17 protein-coding genes are annotated in these 17,862 nt (G+C 60.0%); 9 read left to right on the top strand and 8 right to left on the bottom strand.

What is annotated here, in order from left to right; all coding sequences use genetic code 11:
• Positions 1-30 precede the first annotated feature (30 nt).
• Genes ACZ5SR_RS14655 through ACZ5SR_RS14645 form a run of 3 tightly spaced genes read right to left on the bottom strand, consistent with a single transcriptional unit; the run spans position 31 to position 3,011 of the window.
• A complete protein-coding gene (locus ACZ5SR_RS14655; protein WP_464449364.1) occupies positions 31-1,518 on the bottom strand; it encodes a tripartite tricarboxylate transporter permease in 1,488 nt (495 codons plus the stop codon).
• 57 nt (positions 1,519-1,575) lie between these two features.
• Entirely contained in the window at positions 1,576-2,040 is a 465-nt protein-coding gene (locus ACZ5SR_RS14650; protein WP_464449363.1) for a tripartite tricarboxylate transporter TctB family protein, read from the bottom strand.
• Positions 2,037-3,011: a Bug family tripartite tricarboxylate transporter substrate binding protein gene (locus ACZ5SR_RS14645; RefSeq protein WP_464449362.1), complete on the bottom strand. Its 975-nt coding sequence runs from the start codon at positions 3,009-3,011 to the stop codon at positions 2,037-2,039. Before ACZ5SR_RS14645 ends, ACZ5SR_RS14650 begins: the two co-directional genes overlap by 4 nt.
• A gap of 136 nt (positions 3,012-3,147) precedes the next feature.
• Here ACZ5SR_RS14645 and ACZ5SR_RS14640 point away from each other — a divergent pair, with 136 nt between their 5' ends.
• Positions 3,148-3,855 (top strand): response regulator transcription factor, encoded by a 708-nt coding sequence (locus ACZ5SR_RS14640; RefSeq protein WP_464449361.1) that lies wholly within the window; start codon positions 3,148-3,150, stop codon positions 3,853-3,855.
• Positions 3,852-5,273, top strand: coding sequence for a sensor histidine kinase N-terminal domain-containing protein (locus ACZ5SR_RS14635; protein ID WP_464449360.1), 1,422 nt, complete (start codon positions 3,852-3,854; stop codon positions 5,271-5,273). Before ACZ5SR_RS14640 ends, ACZ5SR_RS14635 begins: the two co-directional genes overlap by 4 nt.
• 48 nt (positions 5,274-5,321) lie before the next feature.
• On the opposite strand, the gene ACZ5SR_RS14630 is transcribed toward ACZ5SR_RS14635, so the two are convergent.
• A complete protein-coding gene (locus tag ACZ5SR_RS14630; RefSeq protein WP_464449359.1) occupies positions 5,322-6,167 on the bottom strand; it encodes a MurR/RpiR family transcriptional regulator in 846 nt (281 codons plus the stop codon).
• Positions 6,168-6,181: 14 nt separating this feature from the next.
• The gene (zwf, locus tag ACZ5SR_RS14625) at positions 6,182-7,645 is read right to left on the bottom strand and encodes a glucose-6-phosphate dehydrogenase (protein WP_464449358.1); all 1,464 of its coding nucleotides are present in this window, start codon (positions 7,643-7,645) and stop codon (positions 6,182-6,184) included.
• An 83-nt stretch (positions 7,646-7,728) separates the two neighbouring features.
• Between zwf and tal the strand changes: the two genes are divergently transcribed.
• The 7 genes from tal (at position 7,729) to ACZ5SR_RS14590 (ending at position 14,890) form a co-directional block, all read left to right on the top strand.
• Positions 7,729-8,676, top strand: coding sequence for a transaldolase (tal, locus tag ACZ5SR_RS14620; protein ID WP_464449357.1), 948 nt, complete (start codon positions 7,729-7,731; stop codon positions 8,674-8,676).
• A gap of 3 nt (positions 8,677-8,679) precedes the next feature.
• A complete protein-coding gene (pgi, locus tag ACZ5SR_RS14615; RefSeq protein WP_464449356.1) occupies positions 8,680-10,212 on the top strand; it encodes a glucose-6-phosphate isomerase in 1,533 nt (510 codons plus the stop codon).
• Between the two features lie 37 nt (positions 10,213-10,249).
• Complete coding sequence (locus ACZ5SR_RS14610) at positions 10,250-10,669, top strand: hypothetical protein (RefSeq protein ID WP_464449355.1); 420 nt, start codon at positions 10,250-10,252, stop codon at positions 10,667-10,669.
• 74 nt (positions 10,670-10,743) lie between these two features.
• On the top strand, positions 10,744-12,153 hold the full coding sequence (locus ACZ5SR_RS14605; protein ID WP_464449354.1) for a TolC family protein: 1,410 nt from the start codon (positions 10,744-10,746) through the stop codon (positions 12,151-12,153).
• A gap of 2 nt (positions 12,154-12,155) precedes the next feature.
• On the top strand, positions 12,156-13,571 hold the full coding sequence (locus ACZ5SR_RS14600) for a multicopper oxidase family protein (RefSeq protein ID WP_464449353.1): 1,416 nt from the start codon (positions 12,156-12,158) through the stop codon (positions 13,569-13,571).
• Positions 13,572-13,634: 63 nt separating this feature from the next.
• Complete coding sequence (locus ACZ5SR_RS14595) at positions 13,635-14,129, top strand: cupredoxin domain-containing protein (protein ID WP_464449352.1); 495 nt, start codon at positions 13,635-13,637, stop codon at positions 14,127-14,129.
• Positions 14,130-14,140: 11 nt separating this feature from the next.
• Positions 14,141-14,890: a DUF411 domain-containing protein gene (locus tag ACZ5SR_RS14590; RefSeq protein WP_464449351.1), complete on the top strand. Its 750-nt coding sequence runs from the start codon at positions 14,141-14,143 to the stop codon at positions 14,888-14,890.
• Between the two features lie 160 nt (positions 14,891-15,050).
• Here the strand turns inward: ACZ5SR_RS14590 and groL are convergent, their stop codons facing one another.
• From groL to ACZ5SR_RS14575, 3 genes are all read right to left on the bottom strand, one after another.
• On the bottom strand, positions 15,051-16,703 hold the full coding sequence (groL, locus tag ACZ5SR_RS14585; protein ID WP_464449350.1) for a chaperonin GroEL: 1,653 nt from the start codon (positions 16,701-16,703) through the stop codon (positions 15,051-15,053).
• A gap of 43 nt (positions 16,704-16,746) precedes the next feature.
• On the bottom strand, positions 16,747-17,034 hold the full coding sequence (gene groES / locus ACZ5SR_RS14580; protein WP_019426307.1) for a co-chaperone GroES: 288 nt from the start codon (positions 17,032-17,034) through the stop codon (positions 16,747-16,749).
• A 150-nt stretch (positions 17,035-17,184) separates the two neighbouring features.
• Complete coding sequence (locus ACZ5SR_RS14575; protein ID WP_464449349.1) at positions 17,185-17,769, bottom strand: helix-turn-helix domain-containing protein; 585 nt, start codon at positions 17,767-17,769, stop codon at positions 17,185-17,187.
• Positions 17,770-17,862: the final 93 nt, after the last annotated feature.

The following is a 17,862-nucleotide window of genomic DNA, read 5'->3' as shown; positions in this document are numbered from 1 at the left end:
GACAGGCCTTTTGCTTGTGCAGACGCGTGATCAAGCGCGCTTGAGTGCTTTGTAAAGTGGCGGCACGATCAGCAGCAAGGCCGCCACCGCCATCAGGCTGCCCGACAAGGGCCGCGTGAAAAAGGTGGACCATTCGCCCTGGCTGATGGTCAGCGCCTGGCGCATGGACTGCTCGCCCAGCGGGGCCAAAATCAAGCCCACGATCAGCGGCGCAGCCGGAAAGTCAAAGCGCCGCATGATGTAGCCCAGCAAGCCAAAGACAAACAGCAAGCCCACATTGAACACCGAGTTGCCTGCACCGTACACGCCCGCAGTAGAGATGACGATGATGCCGGCGTAGAGCCAAGGAGGCGGAATTTTGAGCAACTTGACCCACAGGCTCACCAGCGGCAGGTTGAGCACCAGCAAGATGACGTTGCCAATGTAGAGGCTGGCGATCAGGGTCCACACCAGGCTGCCTTGTTGGCTGAACAACTGGGGGCCAGTCTGGATGCCGTAGCCTTCGAAAGCGGACAGCATGATGGCGGCAGTGGCCGAGGTGGGTATGCCCAGTGTCAACAAAGGCATGAGCACACCCGCAGCAGCGGCGTTGTTGGCGGCCTCAGGCCCTGCCACGCCTTCGATGGCGCCGTGGCCGAATTCCTCGGGGTGTTTGGAGAGTTTTTTCTCGGTGTAATAAGACAAGAGGGTGGGCAATTCAGCCCCGCCTGCGGGCATGGCCCCGATGGGAAAACCAAAGAAGGCGCCACGGAACCAGGCTTTCCAAGAGCGCGCCCAGTCTTGTTTGCTCATCCAGAGGCTGCCTGAAAGCTTCATGACTTCGCCGCCTTTGGACTCACGCCCTTGCCACGCCAAGTAGAGTGCTTCGCCTACGGCAAACAGGCCCACCGCCGCCACGGTGACCTCGATGCCGTCGAGCAGTTCGGGGCGACCAAAAGTGAAGCGCGGTTGTCCAGTTTGCAGGTCCACACCCACCATTCCCAAGAGCAAACCCAAACCCAGCGCCACCAAGCCACGCAGCATGGAATTGCCCAACACGGCCGACACGGCCACGACCGACAGCACCATCAGGCTGAAGTATTCGGCAGGGCCAAAGGCCAGCGCGGCCTCGACCACCCAAGGGGCGAAAAAGGTCAGGGCCAAGGTGCCGATGGTGCCCGCCACAAAGCTGCCAATGGCGGCAGTGGCCAGCGCTTGGCCCGCTCGTCCGTGCCGGGCCATTTTGTTGCCCTCAAGCGCCGTCACTACTGCCGCCGATTCACCGGGTGTGTTGAGCAAGATGGAGGTGGTCGAGCCGCCGTAAGCTGCGCCGTAATAAATGCCCGCGAACATGACGAACATGCTGGTGGCGGGCACATGGTAGGTCAGGGGCAGCAGCAAAGCGATGGTGAGCGCCGGGCCAATGCCGGGCAAAACACCGACCAGCGTTCCAACAAAGCAGCCCACGAAGCCCCACATCAAGGTGGTGGGTTGCAGGGCAATGGCAAAGCCACCCATCAGGGCGTCAAAGGCTTCCATGGGGTATCCGATCGAAAAACGGGAAAACGTGCAAGTCCAGCTGGAGCAAGGCCTGCGTTAGATCAACCAGGGCAGTGCAGGGCCCAAACCCACGCCCAGCAATTGTGCAAACACAAACCAGAAGGTGCTGGCAATGGCGGCGCAGACCCCTGCTGATTTGAGGCCCAACGGGGCGTCAAAAGCGCGGGCGACGCCCATGCCGCACAGGGTGCCGGGTATGACAAAACCCAGTGGAATGACCAGCGCGATGAACGCCACGCCACCGCCCAGCAAGCTGAGCACGCGGGTGTTGGCACCGGGCAGGGCGGATTGGTCTGGTGCATGGCTCTCGTCGATTTGGCGACCGCGCCAGGCGCTGATGCCGTAAAGCACAGCAAACACGCTGAGCGCAGTCACGATCACGCCCGGGGCCAGCACAGGACCTACGGTCATCTGCATCAAGGATTCAGGAATGATCGTGACCTGCCAAGCGGCCACCCCGCAAAGGGCGACCAGCAAAAGGGCAACGCGAAATGGCGTCATGCCAGGCCCAGTTCTTTCATCAGGATTTCTTTCTCGGCAATGTCCTTGGCCAAGTCGCGCTCAAATGGACGCTCGGTCATGAAGGCGTCGGTCCACTTGCGGGTTTCGAGCTCCTGCTTCCACTGCGCCGAGGCGTTGAGTTTGGTCACGAAGTCGATCATGGCGTCGCGCTGAGCAGCCGAGATGCCGGGGGGCGCAAACACACCGCGCCAGTTGGACTCGGTCACGTTGATGCCCAATTCGGACAGGGTGGGCACATTCACGCCAGGAATGCGGCGCTTGCCGGACACAGCCAGCGGGATCATGCGACCGGCTTTGATTTGCTCTTCGAATTCGGAGTAGCCCGAAATACCGGCGGACACTTGGCCACCCAAAATCGCCGCGTTGGCGGGGCCGCCGCCAGCAAACGCCACATAAGCGGCTTCGCGTGGGTTTTTGCCCAGGGCTTTGATCAACATGCCCAAAATCAGGTGGTCTGTGCCACCGGCGCTGCCGCCTGCAACGGACACAGCCTTGGGGTTGGCCTTGATGGCTGCTTCCAGTTCTTTCCAAGTCTTGATCTTGCCGTTGGCAGGCACCACGATCACGCCAGCTTCTTCGGTCAAGCGGGCAATCGGGGTCACGTCCTTGATGGTCACAGGGCTTTTGTTGGCAATGCCCGCACCGATCATGACCGAGCCACCGACCATCAGGCTGTTGCCTTGGCCTTTGCGCTGGTTCACGTAACGGGGCAGGCCCACCATGCCGCCAGCGCCGCCGACGTTTTCAAACTGCATGGTGCCGACCAAGCCAGCGGCTTTGGCTGCGCGTTCGATGGCTCGGGCCGTGCCGTCCCAGCCGCCACCAGGGGCAGCGGGCACAAACATGTTGATGCTGGCAATCAGGGGCTTGGCCTGAGCCCAGGCGGGCAGGGTGAACGAAGCACCAGCGGCAGCGCCGATGGCGAGGAAGTCGCGTTTGGAAATGGACATGCAGGTCTCCTGTGTGAAAATAAAACACCACTGCCAAGCTCGCAGCTCAGGCAGATGACCGATTCTGGTGCAGGTCACCTGGCCAAGCTGTCAAGCACCTGTCAAATCCATTCAGTAAATACCCTCAAGCCCTCATATGTCAGCTCGAATCTTGTTGGTGGAGGACACGCCCGACATTGCCTTGTGGCTGGGCACGGCTTTGCGCCAAGGGGGCATGGTGGTCGAGTTCGCCACCGATGGCCATGCGGCCGACCGCTGCCTTCAGTCAGGCCATGGCTTCGATGCGGTATTGCTCGATTTGCAATTGCCTGGGCAAGACGGGTTGAGCGTGCTGCAGTCCTTGCGTTCGCGGGGTGATGCGGTGCCAGTGCTGATTTTGACGGCGCGTGCGAGTGTGCCCGACCGGGTGTTGGGCTTGAACATGGGCGCCGACGACTATTTGCCCAAGCCATTTGACTTGAGCGAACTCGAAGCCCGTTTGCAGGTTTTGCTGCGCCGCCATGGACACAGCAAAACCAGCGGGTTGCGTTGGGGTGCGTTGGAGATGCAGCCTGAAAACGGCACGGCGCAACTGCATGGCCAGGTGTTGGCGCTGACCCAACGCGAGGCGGCTGCGCTTCGCGTGTTGTTGTCTTCGCCCCAACGCACCGTGAGCAAAGAGCAGCTGCACACCGAGGTGTTTGCCGACGAGGCCACGGGCCTGGACGCGGTGGAGGTGCTGATTTATCGCCTGCGCAAAAAGCTTGAATCCGCGGCCGCATCTCAAGGGCGCTCGCCCGAGGTGGTGATCACCACCTTTCGCGGCATGGGCTACATGCTGACTTCACCGTCAGGCAGCGCATGAACCCGGCATCCGCGCCGCCTTACCACCCTGTGGCCTCGCTGCGCAGGCGCTTGCTCAGCTGGATTTTGTTGCCGCTGGTGGCGCTGATCGGCGTGAACGCTTGGGTGGGTTATGGCAACGCAGTGCAGGCGGCCAACGAGGCGTATGACCGGTCTTTGTACCTGGCCGCCCGCACCTTGGCCGAGGAGCTGGCTTGGCGCGATGGCCGCCTGCAGCTGGACGTGATGAAGGCCGCTGGCTATCTGTTTGAAAACCACACCGGCTCGCGCCTGTTTTACAAAGTTACCACCCCTGCTGGCCGCTGGCTGGCGGGGGTAGAGGCTTTGCCCGATGCGCCAGTGCGCACGCAGTCGGCTGTGAGGTTTTTCGCCTTGGTGCAGTTTGACGATGGGGTCTACCTGAACCAGCCCGTGCGCCTGGCCCAACTCACGCACGTCATGGAAGACGCAGGCCTGAGCGATCCGTTGATCAAGATCACCGTGGCAGAAACCATGGAGGCGCGGCAGCAACTGATTCAGCATATTTTGTGGGACACCTTGGGAAGCCAAGGTTTGTTGTTGTTGGCGGCAGCGGGATTGGTGATCTGGGGGGTGCAGCGCGGCATCCGGCCGCTGGAGGCGTTTCGCCAGCAACTGGCGAACAAGGCCGATGATGATTTTTCACCCATTCAGCCGCCCGACTTGCCGCGCGAGTTGCGGCCTCTGATCGAGACCCTCAACAGCTATCTGGACCGCTTGGGGCGATTGATCGACATCCGAAAACGCTTTTTGGACAACGCAGCGCACCAGTTGCGCACGCCGCTCACGGCCCTCAAAACACAGCTGGCGCTGGCCCAGCGCAATGCCGAGCCCGAGCAGGCTCAGGCTTTGCTGTCGGCGGCCAGGCAAACCACAGATGACGCCGTGCGCCTGACCGAGCAGCTGCTGGCCATGACGCGTGTGGAGCATGCCCGCGAAATGCACAGCCCGCAAAGTGTGGACTTGGTGGCGCTGGCGCGGCGTGTGACGCAAGAGCACTTGATGCGTGCCCACCAGCTGGGCGATGACCTTGGGCTGGAGGCGCAGGTATCTCAATGCGAAGTGCAAGGTGTCGACTTGCTGCTGCATGAGGCCTTGAGCAACCTGATCGACAACGCCATACACCATGGCCCTGTGGGCACCCACATCACGGTGCGGGTGGGGGCTTGTTGGCTGGAGGTGGAGGACGATGGTCCGGGTATCGCTTCCGAGCATCAGGCCCATGTGTTCGAGCGCTTTTACCGCGCCGCACCCTCAGGCGTGACGGGCAGCGGCTTGGGTTTGGCCATTGTGAAAGAAATCGCCAGCCAGCATGGCGCGCTGGTCACTGTGCGCAGCCCGGTGGGTGGTGGAAGAGGTACCGCCATCCGCATGAGTTGGCCAGAAACGACACCCACCTAGAGCCGAAATCTTCTCTGTGGGAGGCTCCACCTGCAGCCGAATGCCTGTTCAGGTGTAGCGCTTGCTGCTGAGGTTTTTCTTCATGTCGCGCAGCACGGGTTGCAGTTCCTCCCCGATGCGCAGTGCCACGGTGGTGGCCAAGATGTCGATGATCAGCAGGTGCAGCAGGCGCGAGACCATGGGGCTGTATTTGTCATAGCCCTCGGGATGGTCAGCCGTGAGGTGGATGTGACCTGAGCTGGCCAGCGGCGAGCCGCTGGTGGTGATGACTATTGTTGTGGCGCCTTGTTTTTTGGCAATGTCACACGCATCCATCAGGTCACGTGTGCGGCCCGAGTTGGAGATGATCACGGCGCAGTCGCCCGGCTTGAGCATGGAGGCGCTCATGACTTGCATGTGGCCGTCGCTGTAGGCGATGGCGTTGACCCCCAGCCTGAAGAATTTGTGCTGCGCGTCTTGCGCCACGATGCCCGAATTGCCCACGCCATAAAACTCGATCCTGCGGTTGGTTTTTTGTGTGGCGACCAGGGCTTGGGCGGCGTGCTCCAGTGCGAATGAACTCGCATCGTTGCGGTACTTCAAAAACGCGGCCACGGTGTTGTCGATGACCTTGACCGCGATGTCGCTGGTCTTGTCATCGGCGTCGACGCTGCGGTGGATGAATGGCACGCCTTCGCTCACGCTGCCTGCCAGTTTGAGTTTGAAATCAGACAAGCCGTCGTAGCCCACGCTGCGGCAAAAGCGCACCACGGTGGGTTTGCTCACATGCGCTCGGTCAGCCAACTCCGTGACGGGCAAGTTGGCAAAGGCCCGAGGGTCGGCCAAGACCAGCTTGCCCACGCGTTGCTCGGCCGGGGCCAGGGAGGGCAAAGAGGCTTTGATGCGGTCGAGCATGGTGTGTCTCCGGGTTAAATTTCTTCAGACCAGCAAAAGCCGTCGCGCGCGATCATCGCGCTCGATGCGCTCGGCCCCCAGGTGCCAGCGGCATAAGGGCGCGGCCCGATGGTGTCGTTTTGCCAGTGCTGCAAGATGGGTTCGACCCAGCGCCAGGCTTCTTCTTGTTCGTCGCTGCGCACGAACAGGTTCAGGCGGCCGTCCAGCACATCGAGCAGCAAGCGCTCATACGCGCCCACACGTTGGCTGCCAAAGCGTTTATCAAAGTCCAAATCCAGGTGCACCGGGCTGAGCGTCGGGCCGACGCTGCCCTCAAAGCGTTTGCTTTGGCCTTGCGCGAACAGGTGCAGCTCCAGCCCGTCTTTGGGTTGCAGGTGGATCACCAGTTTGTTGGCGTGGCCCATGGGGCTTTTGAAAATTTCGTGCGGCGTGGAGCGGAAATTGATCTCGATGTGCGCTTCGCGCGCGGCCATGCGCTTGCCGGTGCGGATGTAAAAAGGCACGCCAGCCCAGCGCCAATTGGCGATTTCGGTGCGCAACGCGACGAAAGTTTCGGTGTTGCTCGTCGGGCTGACGCCAGGTTCGTCGCGGTAACCGGGTGCAGCTTTGCCTTCGACATTGCCTGCGTTGTATTGCCCGCGAATGACGTGTTGGCTGAGGGTCTCGGGCGTCCAGCGTTTGAGTGCGCGCAGCACCTTGAGTTTTTCATCGCGAATAGCGTCGGCATGCGCGTTGATGGGCGGCTCCATGGCGATGGCGCACAGCAGTTGCAAGGCGTGGTTTTGCACCATGTCGCGTAGCGCGCCTGTGGTTTCGTAAAAGCCGCCGCGCTTTTCCACACCCAACTCCTCGGCCATGGTGATTTGGATGTTGGCGATGTGTTCTCGCCGCCACAGAGGTTCAAACAGGGCATTGCCAAAGCGCAGGGCAAACAGGTTTTGCACCGCCGGTTTGCCCAGGTAGTGGTCGATGCGGAAGATCTGTTGCTCTTTGAAGGCCATTCCCACCGCATGGTTGATGGCGCGGTTGGAAGCCAGGTCATGGCCCAGGGGCTTTTCCAGCACGATGCGGGTCTTGGCGGTGTTCAGGCCATTGGCGGCGAGCTGCTCGCAGACGGTGGTGAACAGGCTGGGCGCGGTGGACAAATACATCACCACGCTGTCGGTCTCGCGCTCAGCCAGGCGGGCTGACAAGGCGGCATAAGACGCCGGCTTGGACAAGTCCATGCGCACGTAGCACAACAAGCTGGCAAAGCGGGCGAATTCTTCACTGTTGGGTCGTTTGTCCCCGTCCACTTGGTCAAAACGTGACTGGATTTGCTGGCGGTATTGCGCGTCTGTCATGTCGTCGCGGCCCACACCGATGATGCGGCCACCCTCGGGCAAGGTGCCGTGACGGTACGCCTGAAACAGGGCGGGCATGAGTTTGCGCCAGACCAAATCGCCCGTGCCGCCAAAGAAAACCAAATCAAAAGCCATGATGTTCTTGAGTTACATGAAAAATTGATTTGTAATGTAACTTTGTTTCACGGATAATTCAAGCGACTTCTCAAATAAACGCCATGAACCAACTCGACGCTCTCAAAAAATTCACCACCGTGGTCGCAGACACCGGTGACTTCAAGCAACTGGCCCAGTTTCAACCGCAAGACGCGACGACCAACCCTTCGCTGATTTTGAAGGCGGTCCAAAAAACCGAATACGCGCCTTTGTTGGCCGAGGCCGTGGCGGCCCACCGGGGCCAGCCGCTGGACGTGGTCATGGACCATTTGTTGGTGCGTTTTGGCTGCGAAATTCTGAACACCATTCCAGGTCGTGTGTCGACCGAAGTCGATGCCCGCTTGAGCTTTGACACCGCCGCCACCGTGGCGCGCGCGCGTCGGATCATGGCCTTGTATGAGGCGCAGGGCATTTCCCGCGAGCGGGTGCTGATCAAGATCGCCTCGACTTGGGAAGGCATACAAGCCGCCGCCGAGCTGGAGCGCGAGGGTATCCGCTGTAATCTGACGCTGCTGTTTGCGTTCTGCCAAGCCGTGGCCTGTGGTCAGGCCAAGGTCCAACTCATTTCGCCTTTTGTAGGCCGTATTTACGATTGGTACAAAAAGACCGCTGGCGCAGGTTGGGACGAAGCAGCCCAAGCGGGCGCCAACGACCCTGGCGTGCAGTCGGTGCGGGCCATCTTCAACCATTACAAAAAACACGGCATCAAAACCGAAGTCATGGGCGCGTCGTTTCGCAACACGGGCCAGATCACGGCCCTTGCCGGTTGCGATTTGCTGACCATCAGCCCCGAGTTGCTGGCGCAGCTGGCAGCCACAGATGCCCCTCTGGGTTTGGCGCTTGACGCGCAAGCGGCCCAAACCATGGACCTGCCTGCGGTGAGTTACGACGAAGCGGCCTATCGCTTGGCGCTCAACGAAGACGCCATGGCCACCGAAAAATTGGCCGAAGGCATCCGCGCGTTTTGCGCCGATGCGGTGAAGCTTGAAGACTTGATGCAGAAAGCCTGAGGCATGCGCTGTGACCAAACCCCGGCTTGGCAAAATTTGAAAGCCCATGCGGCCCAGGCCACAGGTTTTGATTTGCGCACCGCTTTTGCGCAAGATGCCGAACGTGTCCAGACACTGAGCCAGAACGCCCCGTATGTCTTTGCCGACCTGTCCAAAAACCATGTGGACGCCGCGACCGAAGCCTTGTTGCAAGAGCTGGCACGCCAGACCGGGCTGAGCGCGCACCGCGACGCCATGTTCCGCGGCGAGCACATCAACACCACCGAAGACCGCGCTGTCATGCACTGGCTGCTGCGCCAACCCGAGGGCACACTGGACGGTCATCTGGCCGAACCGCTGGCGCTGGTGCACGGCACCCTGAAACCTATGCTGGCCTATGCCGAAACCATCCGGGCGGATGCGCAGATCACCGATGTGGTGAACATTGGTATCGGCGGCTCCGACCTGGGCCCACAGATGGCGGTGCTGGCGCTGCAGGATTTTGTGATCGAGGGCAAACGCTTTCATTTTGTGTCGAACGTGGACGGCCATGAGCTGGCAGCGGTACTCAAGGGCCTGAAGGCAGAGCGCACGCTGTTTTTGATCGCCTCCAAAACTTTCACCACCATCGAGACCATGACCAATGCCCACTCGGCGCTGGCATGGTTTCAGGCGCAAGGCGGCACCGATGTGGCCCGTCACTTTGCGGCGCTGACCACCAACGTAGCGGCCGCGGCTGATTTCGGCATCACCACCACTTTTGGCTTTTGGGACTGGGTAGGCGGCCGCTATTCGATGTGGTCGGCCATTGGATTGCCGCTGGCCATCGCCATAGGCGCGCAAGGCTTCAAGGATTTGCTGGCCGGAGCACACGCGATGGACCAGCACTTTCAGGCCGCGCCTTTGGAGGCCAACTTGCCGGTGCGCCTCGGTCTGCTCGACGTCTGGTACCGCAACTTTTTGAACTTCAGCAGCCGCAGCATCGCGCCCTACCACAGCGCCTTGCGCCGGCTGCCCGCGTATTTGCAGCAGCTCGAGATGGAAAGCAACGGCAAACGGGTGGATCGCAACGGCCATGCCCTGCCTTATGGCACCTCGCCCGTGTTGTGGGGCGAGCCGGGCACCAATGGCCAGCATGCGTATTTTCAGATGCTGCACCAGGGGACCGACGTGGTGCCGCTGGAGTTCATCGCAGTGAAAAAGTCCACGCACTGCCTGAAAGACCACCATGAATGGCTGCTGGCCAATGCTGTCGCGCAGGCCCAAGCCCTAATGCTGGGCCAAGCCTACGAAGGCGGGCATAAACATTTCACCGGCAACCGGCCCAGCACCTTCTTGCTGCTTGATGAACTCACGCCCACCAGCCTGGGGGCCTTGATTGCCTTGCAGGAACACCGCGTGTTTGTGAGCGGCTCGGTCTGGGGCATCAACAGCTTTGACCAGTGGGGCGTGGAGTTGGGCAAGGTGCTGGCCAAAGACATCCGTGCGCGAATGGCGTCCGGGGATGTGGCGGGTCTGGATGCTTCGACGTCAGCTTTGTTGAACCGGATTCAGTGAAGGGCTTGTTGATAGGGTGGTTGGAGCCATACAAGTCTTGGCTTATGATTTGAAAATGCGCCGATTTTTCATTTGTTTCCTGCTAATCCTTATGCCACTGCGGCTGTGGGCTGGTGTCTGGATGCCAATGGCAAAAATCGCTTCCCATGATGATTCGCAAAGCGTTCATGTGATTCAAAATGCCCAAGTTCAAACTGCGCATGATTGCCATGAGACCAGTGCAGAGTCCGTGCATGGGAGCAGTGCGCCAGCGCAAACGCCAACCGACGCCACTGCGCAAAAAACCGATTGCCACGACGGCACTTGCCAGTTGTGCGCCGTCTGCCACCAAAGCGCAAACCTGTTCCTTTGGCCTTTCCTCATGGCCGTTTCTCCGGCACACACTTTGCCCATGGGTGTTTCTTCTTCACACCCCCTTCGGACGGCGCCGCCGCTGATCAAGCCACCCATTTCCTGAACCTTACGCCACAGGTGCGTCTGCTCGACTTTGATGCGGGCAGATGACGTGTTTGTTTGTTTTAGGAAATCGATATGAAACCTCTATTCAAGTGCGCTTGGGGTCCCTTGGCCGCAGGTGCTTTGCTGCTGTTCGGTTCATGCTCTTTGGCTTGGGGGCAAGCCGGTGGGGCATCCGTGCCATCTGCTGCGCATGAGCATGGCACTTCGGCCAATCAACCTCTTGGCTCCCGGCCCGCCGCCTCTTCGATCTCAGAGCCATTGGCAACTTCAGGTCAGTCCCCACTCAGTTGGCAGGACGCCAACCGTGCCGTGGCGCAGTTCCCGCGCGGCCATGCGGACCTTTTGCGTTGGGAGCAAAAAAACCTGCAGCCTATGCAAGATGCATCGCCGCAATCCGATGCAAGTCAGTTGAGCTTGGAGCGGGCTATGCGCCTGGCTTTGCAGGGCGATGCGAAATGGCTCAAGCCAGGTATGAGTTCGGTCGAGAAGGCCCAAGTGGGCCAGGAAGTGGCCGCCTTGCGCCGTGACATGCAAAAACTCTGGGTCGACGCGGTGGCTACTCAACAGTCGGTGGTCCACAAACGCGACATTTTGGCCGCGGCGCAAGCGGGAGCCGAGTTGGGCCAGCGCATGGCGCAGGTGGGCAATTGGAGCCGCGCACGACAAATTCAGGAGGAGCTGTCTTTGTGGGATGCGCGCACCCGGCTGGACAAGGCGCAGTTGCAAGCCGACCGCGCACTCCATGCGCTGTGGCGGCTCGTGGGGGCCGAGATGACGGTTGAGGCGATGACACAGCAGTTGCCTTTGTTTCTTCCCCTGAAACTGCCATTGACTTTCCCAGCGGATGCCTCTTCTGCAAAAAATGGGGGTAGCCTCGAGTTGCCAGCAACAGGTTCAGCCGCCGATGTGGCGGCCTTGCAGACGCAGGCTCTACAGGCCCATTTGCGCTGGCCGTTGGAAGATCTGCACGCCCGTCGGCTGATGGCGGGCTTGGGTCTGAGTAACACCGACTTGCAGGCCGCACAAAAATTCTTGCATGAGCAAGCCGCGCAGCCGGTGCCTGTGTGGGACCCCCGCACCATGCGCTGGGGCCATGCTTTTGAAAACGCTTGGCAAGCCCGCTTGCAAGCCGACCGCTTGGCCCGGCAGGTGCGCTCCGATGTGCAGCTGGCCCTGAACGCTTTCCAAATGGCACGCCAAACTGCGCAGCACACCCAGGCCGATGTGCTGCGCCTGCACACAGAACTCTCTCAGGAAACCCTGCTGCGCTACAACGGCATGCTCAAAAGCACTTGGGACCTGCTCGCCAGCGCCCGCACCCGCATCGACAGTGTGGATGCGGCCCTGCAAGCGCAACGCCAGGTTTGGCTGACCCATGCCGATCTGTTGGCTGTGCTGTCGGGTTTGCCGTACACGGCCAGCGATCTCAGCGGCGCTGAAGCTGCAGGCACCTCCGCCTCCAACAACAAACCAGGACACTGACCATGCAACGTCGAGATTTTTTCCAAAAAGCCATGGCTGCCGCCGGCACCATCGCGGGAGCGGCAGTCGCGACCACCGCCGTCAGCCGCAGCGCGCTGGCAGCTTTGCCAGAGCCGGTCATCCAAACCCGCCCCGACACCGCTCCGCCCTGGACACCGCCGGGCGTGACCGGGGCTGGACGCCCCTATAAACCTGTTGTGACCCTGAACGGCTGGACCTTGCCCTTTCGCATGAAAGACGGCGTCAAAGAATTCCATTTGGTGGCCGAGCCGGTGGTGCGCGAAATGGCACCGGGCTTTGTCGTCAACATGTGGGGTTACAACGGGCAGAGCCCTGGCCCCACCATCGAGGTGGTTGAGGGCGATAAGGTGCGGATTTTTGTGACGAACAAACTGCCCGAACACACCACCGTGCACTGGCACGGCCAGCGCCTGCCCAACGGCATGGACGGCGTGGGGGGGCTGAACCAAAAGCAGATCCCGGTGGGCAAAACCTTTGTGTATGAGTTCGTTGCACGCCGCCCCGGCACCTTCATGTACCACCCACACGCCGACGAGATGACACAAATGGCCATGGGCATGATGGGCCTGTGGATCACCCACCCCAAAGGCCAGCACCCGAACATCGCCGAGGTGGACCGCGACTATGCCTTTTTGTTGAGTGCCTACGACGTCACCCCGGGTGCCAAAACCCCCAACGTCAACACCATGCTGGACCAGAACATCTGGAGCTGGAACAGCCGGGTGTTTCCGGGCATCAGCCCACTGGTGGCGCGCCTGAACGACAGAGTGCGTGTGCGTGTGGGCAACCTGACCATGACCAACCACCCGATCCACATCCATGGCATTGAGTTCGAGGTCACGGGCACGGACGGCGGCCCTGTGCCCAAAACCGCGCGCTGGCCTGAGGTGACGACCGACGTGGCTGTGGGCCAAATGCGGCAGCTGGAGTTCATCGCCGACGAGCCTGGCGACTGGGCCATGCACTGCCACAAGAGTCACCACACCATGGGTGCCATGGGCCACGACGTGCCCACCATGATCGGCGTGGACCACCGCGGTTTGGTGCAAAAAATCCAAAAACTCATTCCTGACTACATGGTCATGGGCGAGCGCGGCATGGCCGACATGGGTGAGATGGAAATGGAACTGCCCGAGAACACCTTCCCGATGATGACCGGCACCGGGCCCTACGGCCCCATCGAGATGGGCGGCATGTTCACCACCCTCAAGGTGCGAGCGGACCAAAAGCCTGACGATTACAGCGACCCTGGCGATTACAAGCAGCCACCCGGCACACAGGCTTTTGAATACACCGGCCCGGTGTCGGCCACACCGCGTCCGCCGGATGAGCCCTCCAAGCCTGTGGCCCCACCTGTTGGCAACGTGCGCAAGCCCGAGAACCACAAACACCACTGACTGCGCTCTGCAAACCCGTTTCACAGGGGCTGTCACCTCTCAAACCACTTTCAAGGATTTTTTATGAACATCGCCATCCACACCGTGCTGCTGACCATGGGCCTGCTGGTCCTGCCTGCTGTGCACGCCCATTCGCCCGTGGCCCACCAAAACCACCACGCCCCGTCGGCAGCCCCGGCGGAACAAAAAGACTGGGGCATTGCGGGCGATCCGAAAAAGGTCCAACGCACCATCGAAATCCGCATGACCGACAACATGCGTTTTGCGCCCAAGGAAATCCAGGTCAAGCTGGGCGAGACGGTGCGCCTGGTGGCGGTGAACGCGGGCAAGGTGCTGCACGAGATCGTGATCGGCACACCCCAAGAACTCAAGGCGCATGCCGAGATGATGAAAAAACACCCTGGTATGGAACACGATGAACCCTACATGGCGCATGTGGATCCTGGTCAGAAGGGGGCCATCGTCTGGACCTTCAACCGTGCAGGTACGTTTGAATTTGCTTGCCTGATACCGGGCCATTTTGAGGCGGGCATGATCGGCCGCATCACCGTCAAGTGAAGGAACACCCCATGAAAAGACGTCAATGGCTCCATGCTGCAGCCCTGCTGGGTATCACGGCGGCCACCGGATTTCAACGCACCGCGCTCGCGCAAGCCACCACCGTGCAGGTCTGGAAAGACCCCAACTGCGGCTGCTGCCAACTGTGGGTGGAACACCTGCAGGCCAGTGGTTTTAAGGTCGAGGTGCGCGACGTAGGTAACACCGCCGCACGCAAGCGGTTGGGCATGCCGGAAAACCTCGGCTCGTGCCATACCGCCAGTGTGGGCGGCTATGTTATTGAGGGCCATGTGCCCGCTGCCGACATCCACCGCCTGCTCAAGGAGCGGCCTGTGGCTTTGGGCTTGTCAGTGCCCGGCATGCCCATTGGCAGTCCCGGTATGGACGGGCCCGAATACAAGGGCCGCAAAGACGCCTATGACGTGCTGCTGGTGCAAAAAGACGGCAGCACGAAAAGCTTTCAACATTACCCGGGGTTGCGCCGCATGGCGCAGCGTGACGGCCTGCAACGTGTGAGCGATGACGCTGTCGCTTTGCCCTGGGCTTCAGCCGAGGTGCGGCGCATCGACAAGGCCGCAGGCAAGGTGGCGCTCAAGCACGGCGAGATCAAGAATTTGGACATGCCGCCCATGAGTATGGTCTTTCAGGTCAAGGACCTGAGTCAACTCGACGCCTTGCAAGTCGGCCAGAAAGTGCGTTTTCAGGCGATGCAGGACAAAGGTGCTTACTGGGTGGTGAAGATCGAGGCAGCGGCCCTTTGAGTCTGTTCATGTGGGATCGATCGGTACAGTTTTTTTTCGATCCCTTCCAGAGCAAGCCTTTAAGTGTCGCCACGAAAAAAGCCCCGCAAGACATTCACCTTGCGGGGCTTTGTTGTTGGCCGGGTGAGGGCGCAAACCCTCAGTCCAGACAGCGGGGCAATTACATGCCCATGCCGCCCATACCACCCATGCCGCCCATGTCAGGCATGCCGCCGCCGCCAGCGCCGGACTCGTCCTTCGGGGCTTCGGAAACCATGCACTCTGTGGTGAGCATCAAAGAAGCCACAGAAGCGGCGTTCTGCAAAGCAGTACGGGTCACTTTTGTAGGGTCCAGAATACCCATTTCGATCATGTCACCGTAGGTGTCGTTCGCTGCGTTGAAGCCGTAGTTGCCTTTGCCGGCCAACACAGCGTTCACCACCACCGACGGCTCGCCGCCGGCGTTGTAAACGATTTCGCGCAATGGGGCTTCGATGGCTTTCAACACCAGTTTGATACCGGCGTCTTGGTCAGCGTTGTCGCCTTTGATGACGCCAGCAGTCTGACGTGCACGCAGCAGAGCCACGCCGCCGCCAGCCACGATGCCTTCTTCCACAGCAGCGCGAGTCGCGTGCAGGGCGTCTTCGACGCGGGCTTTCTTTTCTTTCATTTCTACTTCGGTGGCAGCGCCCACCTTGATCACGGCCACACCGCCAGCCAACTTGGCCACGCGCTCTTGCAGCTTTTCGCGGTCGTAGTCAGAAGTGGCTTCTTCGATCTGCACACGCACTTGTTTGACGCGGGCTTCGATGTCTTGTGCAGCACCAGCGCCGTCGATGATGATGGTGTTTTCTTTGCCCACTTCGATGCGCTTGGCTTGGCCCAGATCGGCCAAAGTCACTTTTTCGAGTGTCAAGCCAACTTCTTCAGCGATCACTTTGCCGCCTGTCAAGATGGCGATGTCTTCCAACATGGCTTTGCGACGATCGCCAAAGCCTGGAGCCTTGACAGCCACAACCTTCAAGATGCCACGGATGGTGTTGACCACCAAAGTTGCCAAGGCTTCGCCTTCGACTTCTTCGGCAATGATCAACAGAGGACGGCCAGCTTTGGCAACGGCTTCCAGTGTGGGCAGCAGATCGCGGATGTTGCTGATCTTCTTGTCGAACAACAACACGAAGGGGTTGTCCAGCAAAGCGGCTTGCTTTTCTGGGTTGTTGATGAAGTAAGGCGACAGGTAGCCGCGGTCGAATTGCATGCCTTCAACGACGTCGAGTTCGTTGTTCAAAGACTTGCCGTCTTCCACAGTGATCACGCCTTCTTTGCCCACTTTGTCCATGGCGTTGGCAATGATTTCGCCGATGCTGGTGTCGGAGTTGGCAGAGATGGAGCCGACTTGGGCGATTTCTTTGCTGGTGGTGGTGGCCTTGGTGGCCTTCTTCAACTCTTCGATCAAAGCCGTCACAGCTTTGTCGATGCCGCGCTTCAGGTCCATCGGGTTCATGCCGGCGGCCACGTACTTCATGCCTTCGCGAACGATGGCTTGAGCCAACACGGTGGCGGTGGTGGTGCCGTCGCCAGCGTTGTCAGAGGTCTTGGAAGCGACTTCCTTGACCATCTGCGCGCCCATGTTTTGCAGCTTGTCTTTGAGTTCGATTTCCTTGGCCACGGACACGCCGTCCTTGGTCACGGTGGGGGCGCCGAACGAGCGCTCCAACACCACGTTACGGCCCTTTGGGCCCAAGGTCACTTTGACCGCGTTGGCCAAAATGTTCACGCCTTCAACCATGCGTGCGCGGGCTTCGCCGCCGAAAATGACGTCTTTTGCTGCCATGTGAGTAGCTCCTGAATGTATTTAAAAAATGGAAAAGGGTGACTTATTCGACAACGGCGAACAGGTCTTCTTCTTTCATGACCAACAGCTCGTCGCCGCCGACCTTGACGGTCTGGCCGCTGTACTTGCCGAACAACACGCGGTCGCCGACTTTGACGCTCAGGGCTTTGGTCTCGCCTTTGTCGTTGGTTTTGCCAGGGCCGACGGCCAGGACTTCACCTTGATCGGGCTTTTCTGCAGCCGAATCGGGGATGACGATGCCGGAAGCTGTTTTGGTTTCGCTTTCGATACGCTTGACGATCACGCGATCGCCCAAAGGACGCAGTTTCATGGAATCTCCTGAAATGAAACAAGGGTTGAAAAACTAAAGCACCGGTCTAGGGTGCTGCTGAAATCTGAGGAGTGGGGTGCTGTTAGCACTCAACTCCATCGAGTGCTAATGATAAGGGCATTTGGAGCCATTTCAAGACTCAGGTGTTTTTTACTGGTGGAGCGGGCGGGGGGTGTCGACGCCACTGGCCTGTGCACTGCCGAGCATGTAGCCATAAACCAAGTCGGTGCTGATGTCGCCTTCGAACAAGTTGAGTTTTCGAGCCAAGTGCAAGGGGCTGCTGGTGGGCAGTTGGCCGCTGTTGTAGACCACGATGTGGGCGTTTTGCATCAAATTGTCCTGCAGGTGCAGGGGAGTCGTGTGCAGCCAAGGAATGCGCGCATCGATGAAAAAGACCCCCACGGCCTGGTGAATGCCCATCAAGTCCAGTGGGTGGGTGATGACCTTGACTTGCTCCCAATGGGTCATTTTTTCCAGTGCGCTGGCCACATGCTGGTCGTCGTGCAGTACGCACACCAGGGGTGTGTCCGCTGCTGTCTCCATGCCCGGAAAACCTTTTTGTTTGCAGTATTGGTTCAGGGAGGAGGACAAGATGCGTCGGTGCCCGCCTTGGGTGACAAATGCTTTGAAAACCCCGTTTTCAACCATGCGCTGGATGGTGCCGACCGACAGGCCCAGCATTTTGGCGGCTTGACTGGTGCTGAAATAGTTCGGGTTGATCTGGTTGTTTTTCATGGTGAATTCCTTGTTTGCACTGAAAAGGATGGAATGGGCGATTTCCAGGCGCTGTGGTCATGGTAGGTCCCGCCGCGTGACTTGCGTTTGGCA

The sequence above is a fragment of the Limnohabitans sp. TEGF002 genome, from assembly GCF_055395845.1.
This window is presented reverse-complemented; position numbering and strand designations above follow the sequence as displayed.

What these genes read in the sequence shown, in the direction of transcription:
- ACZ5SR_RS14655 (WP_464449364.1), bottom strand. Translation starts at nt 1,518, where the DNA reads ATGGAAGCCTTTGACGCCCTGATGGGTGGCTTTGCCATTGCCCTGCAA.
- ACZ5SR_RS14650 (WP_464449363.1), bottom strand. Translation starts at nt 2,040, where the DNA reads ATGACGCCATTTCGCGTTGCCCTTTTGCTGGTCGCCCTTTGCGGGGTG.
- ACZ5SR_RS14645 (WP_464449362.1), bottom strand. Translation starts at nt 3,011, where the DNA reads ATGTCCATTTCCAAACGCGACTTCCTCGCCATCGGCGCTGCCGCTGGT.
- ACZ5SR_RS14640 (WP_464449361.1), top strand. Translation starts at nt 3,148, where the DNA reads ATGTCAGCTCGAATCTTGTTGGTGGAGGACACGCCCGACATTGCCTTG.
- ACZ5SR_RS14635 (WP_464449360.1), top strand. Translation starts at nt 3,852, where the DNA reads ATGAACCCGGCATCCGCGCCGCCTTACCACCCTGTGGCCTCGCTGCGC.
- ACZ5SR_RS14630 (WP_464449359.1), bottom strand. Translation starts at nt 6,167, where the DNA reads ATGCTCGACCGCATCAAAGCCTCTTTGCCCTCCCTGGCCCCGGCCGAG.
- zwf (WP_464449358.1), bottom strand. Translation starts at nt 7,645, where the DNA reads ATGGCTTTTGATTTGGTTTTCTTTGGCGGCACGGGCGATTTGGTCTGG.
- tal (WP_464449357.1), top strand. Translation starts at nt 7,729, where the DNA reads ATGAACCAACTCGACGCTCTCAAAAAATTCACCACCGTGGTCGCAGAC.
- pgi (WP_464449356.1), top strand. Translation starts at nt 8,680, where the DNA reads ATGCGCTGTGACCAAACCCCGGCTTGGCAAAATTTGAAAGCCCATGCG.
- ACZ5SR_RS14605 (WP_464449354.1), top strand. Translation starts at nt 10,744, where the DNA reads ATGAAACCTCTATTCAAGTGCGCTTGGGGTCCCTTGGCCGCAGGTGCT.
- ACZ5SR_RS14600 (WP_464449353.1), top strand. Translation starts at nt 12,156, where the DNA reads ATGCAACGTCGAGATTTTTTCCAAAAAGCCATGGCTGCCGCCGGCACC.
- ACZ5SR_RS14595 (WP_464449352.1), top strand. Translation starts at nt 13,635, where the DNA reads ATGAACATCGCCATCCACACCGTGCTGCTGACCATGGGCCTGCTGGTC.
- ACZ5SR_RS14590 (WP_464449351.1), top strand. Translation starts at nt 14,141, where the DNA reads ATGAAAAGACGTCAATGGCTCCATGCTGCAGCCCTGCTGGGTATCACG.
- groL (WP_464449350.1), bottom strand. Translation starts at nt 16,703, where the DNA reads ATGGCAGCAAAAGACGTCATTTTCGGCGGCGAAGCCCGCGCACGCATG.
- groES (WP_019426307.1), bottom strand. Translation starts at nt 17,034, where the DNA reads ATGAAACTGCGTCCTTTGGGCGATCGCGTGATCGTCAAGCGTATCGAA.
- ACZ5SR_RS14575 (WP_464449349.1), bottom strand. Translation starts at nt 17,769, where the DNA reads ATGAAAAACAACCAGATCAACCCGAACTATTTCAGCACCAGTCAAGCC.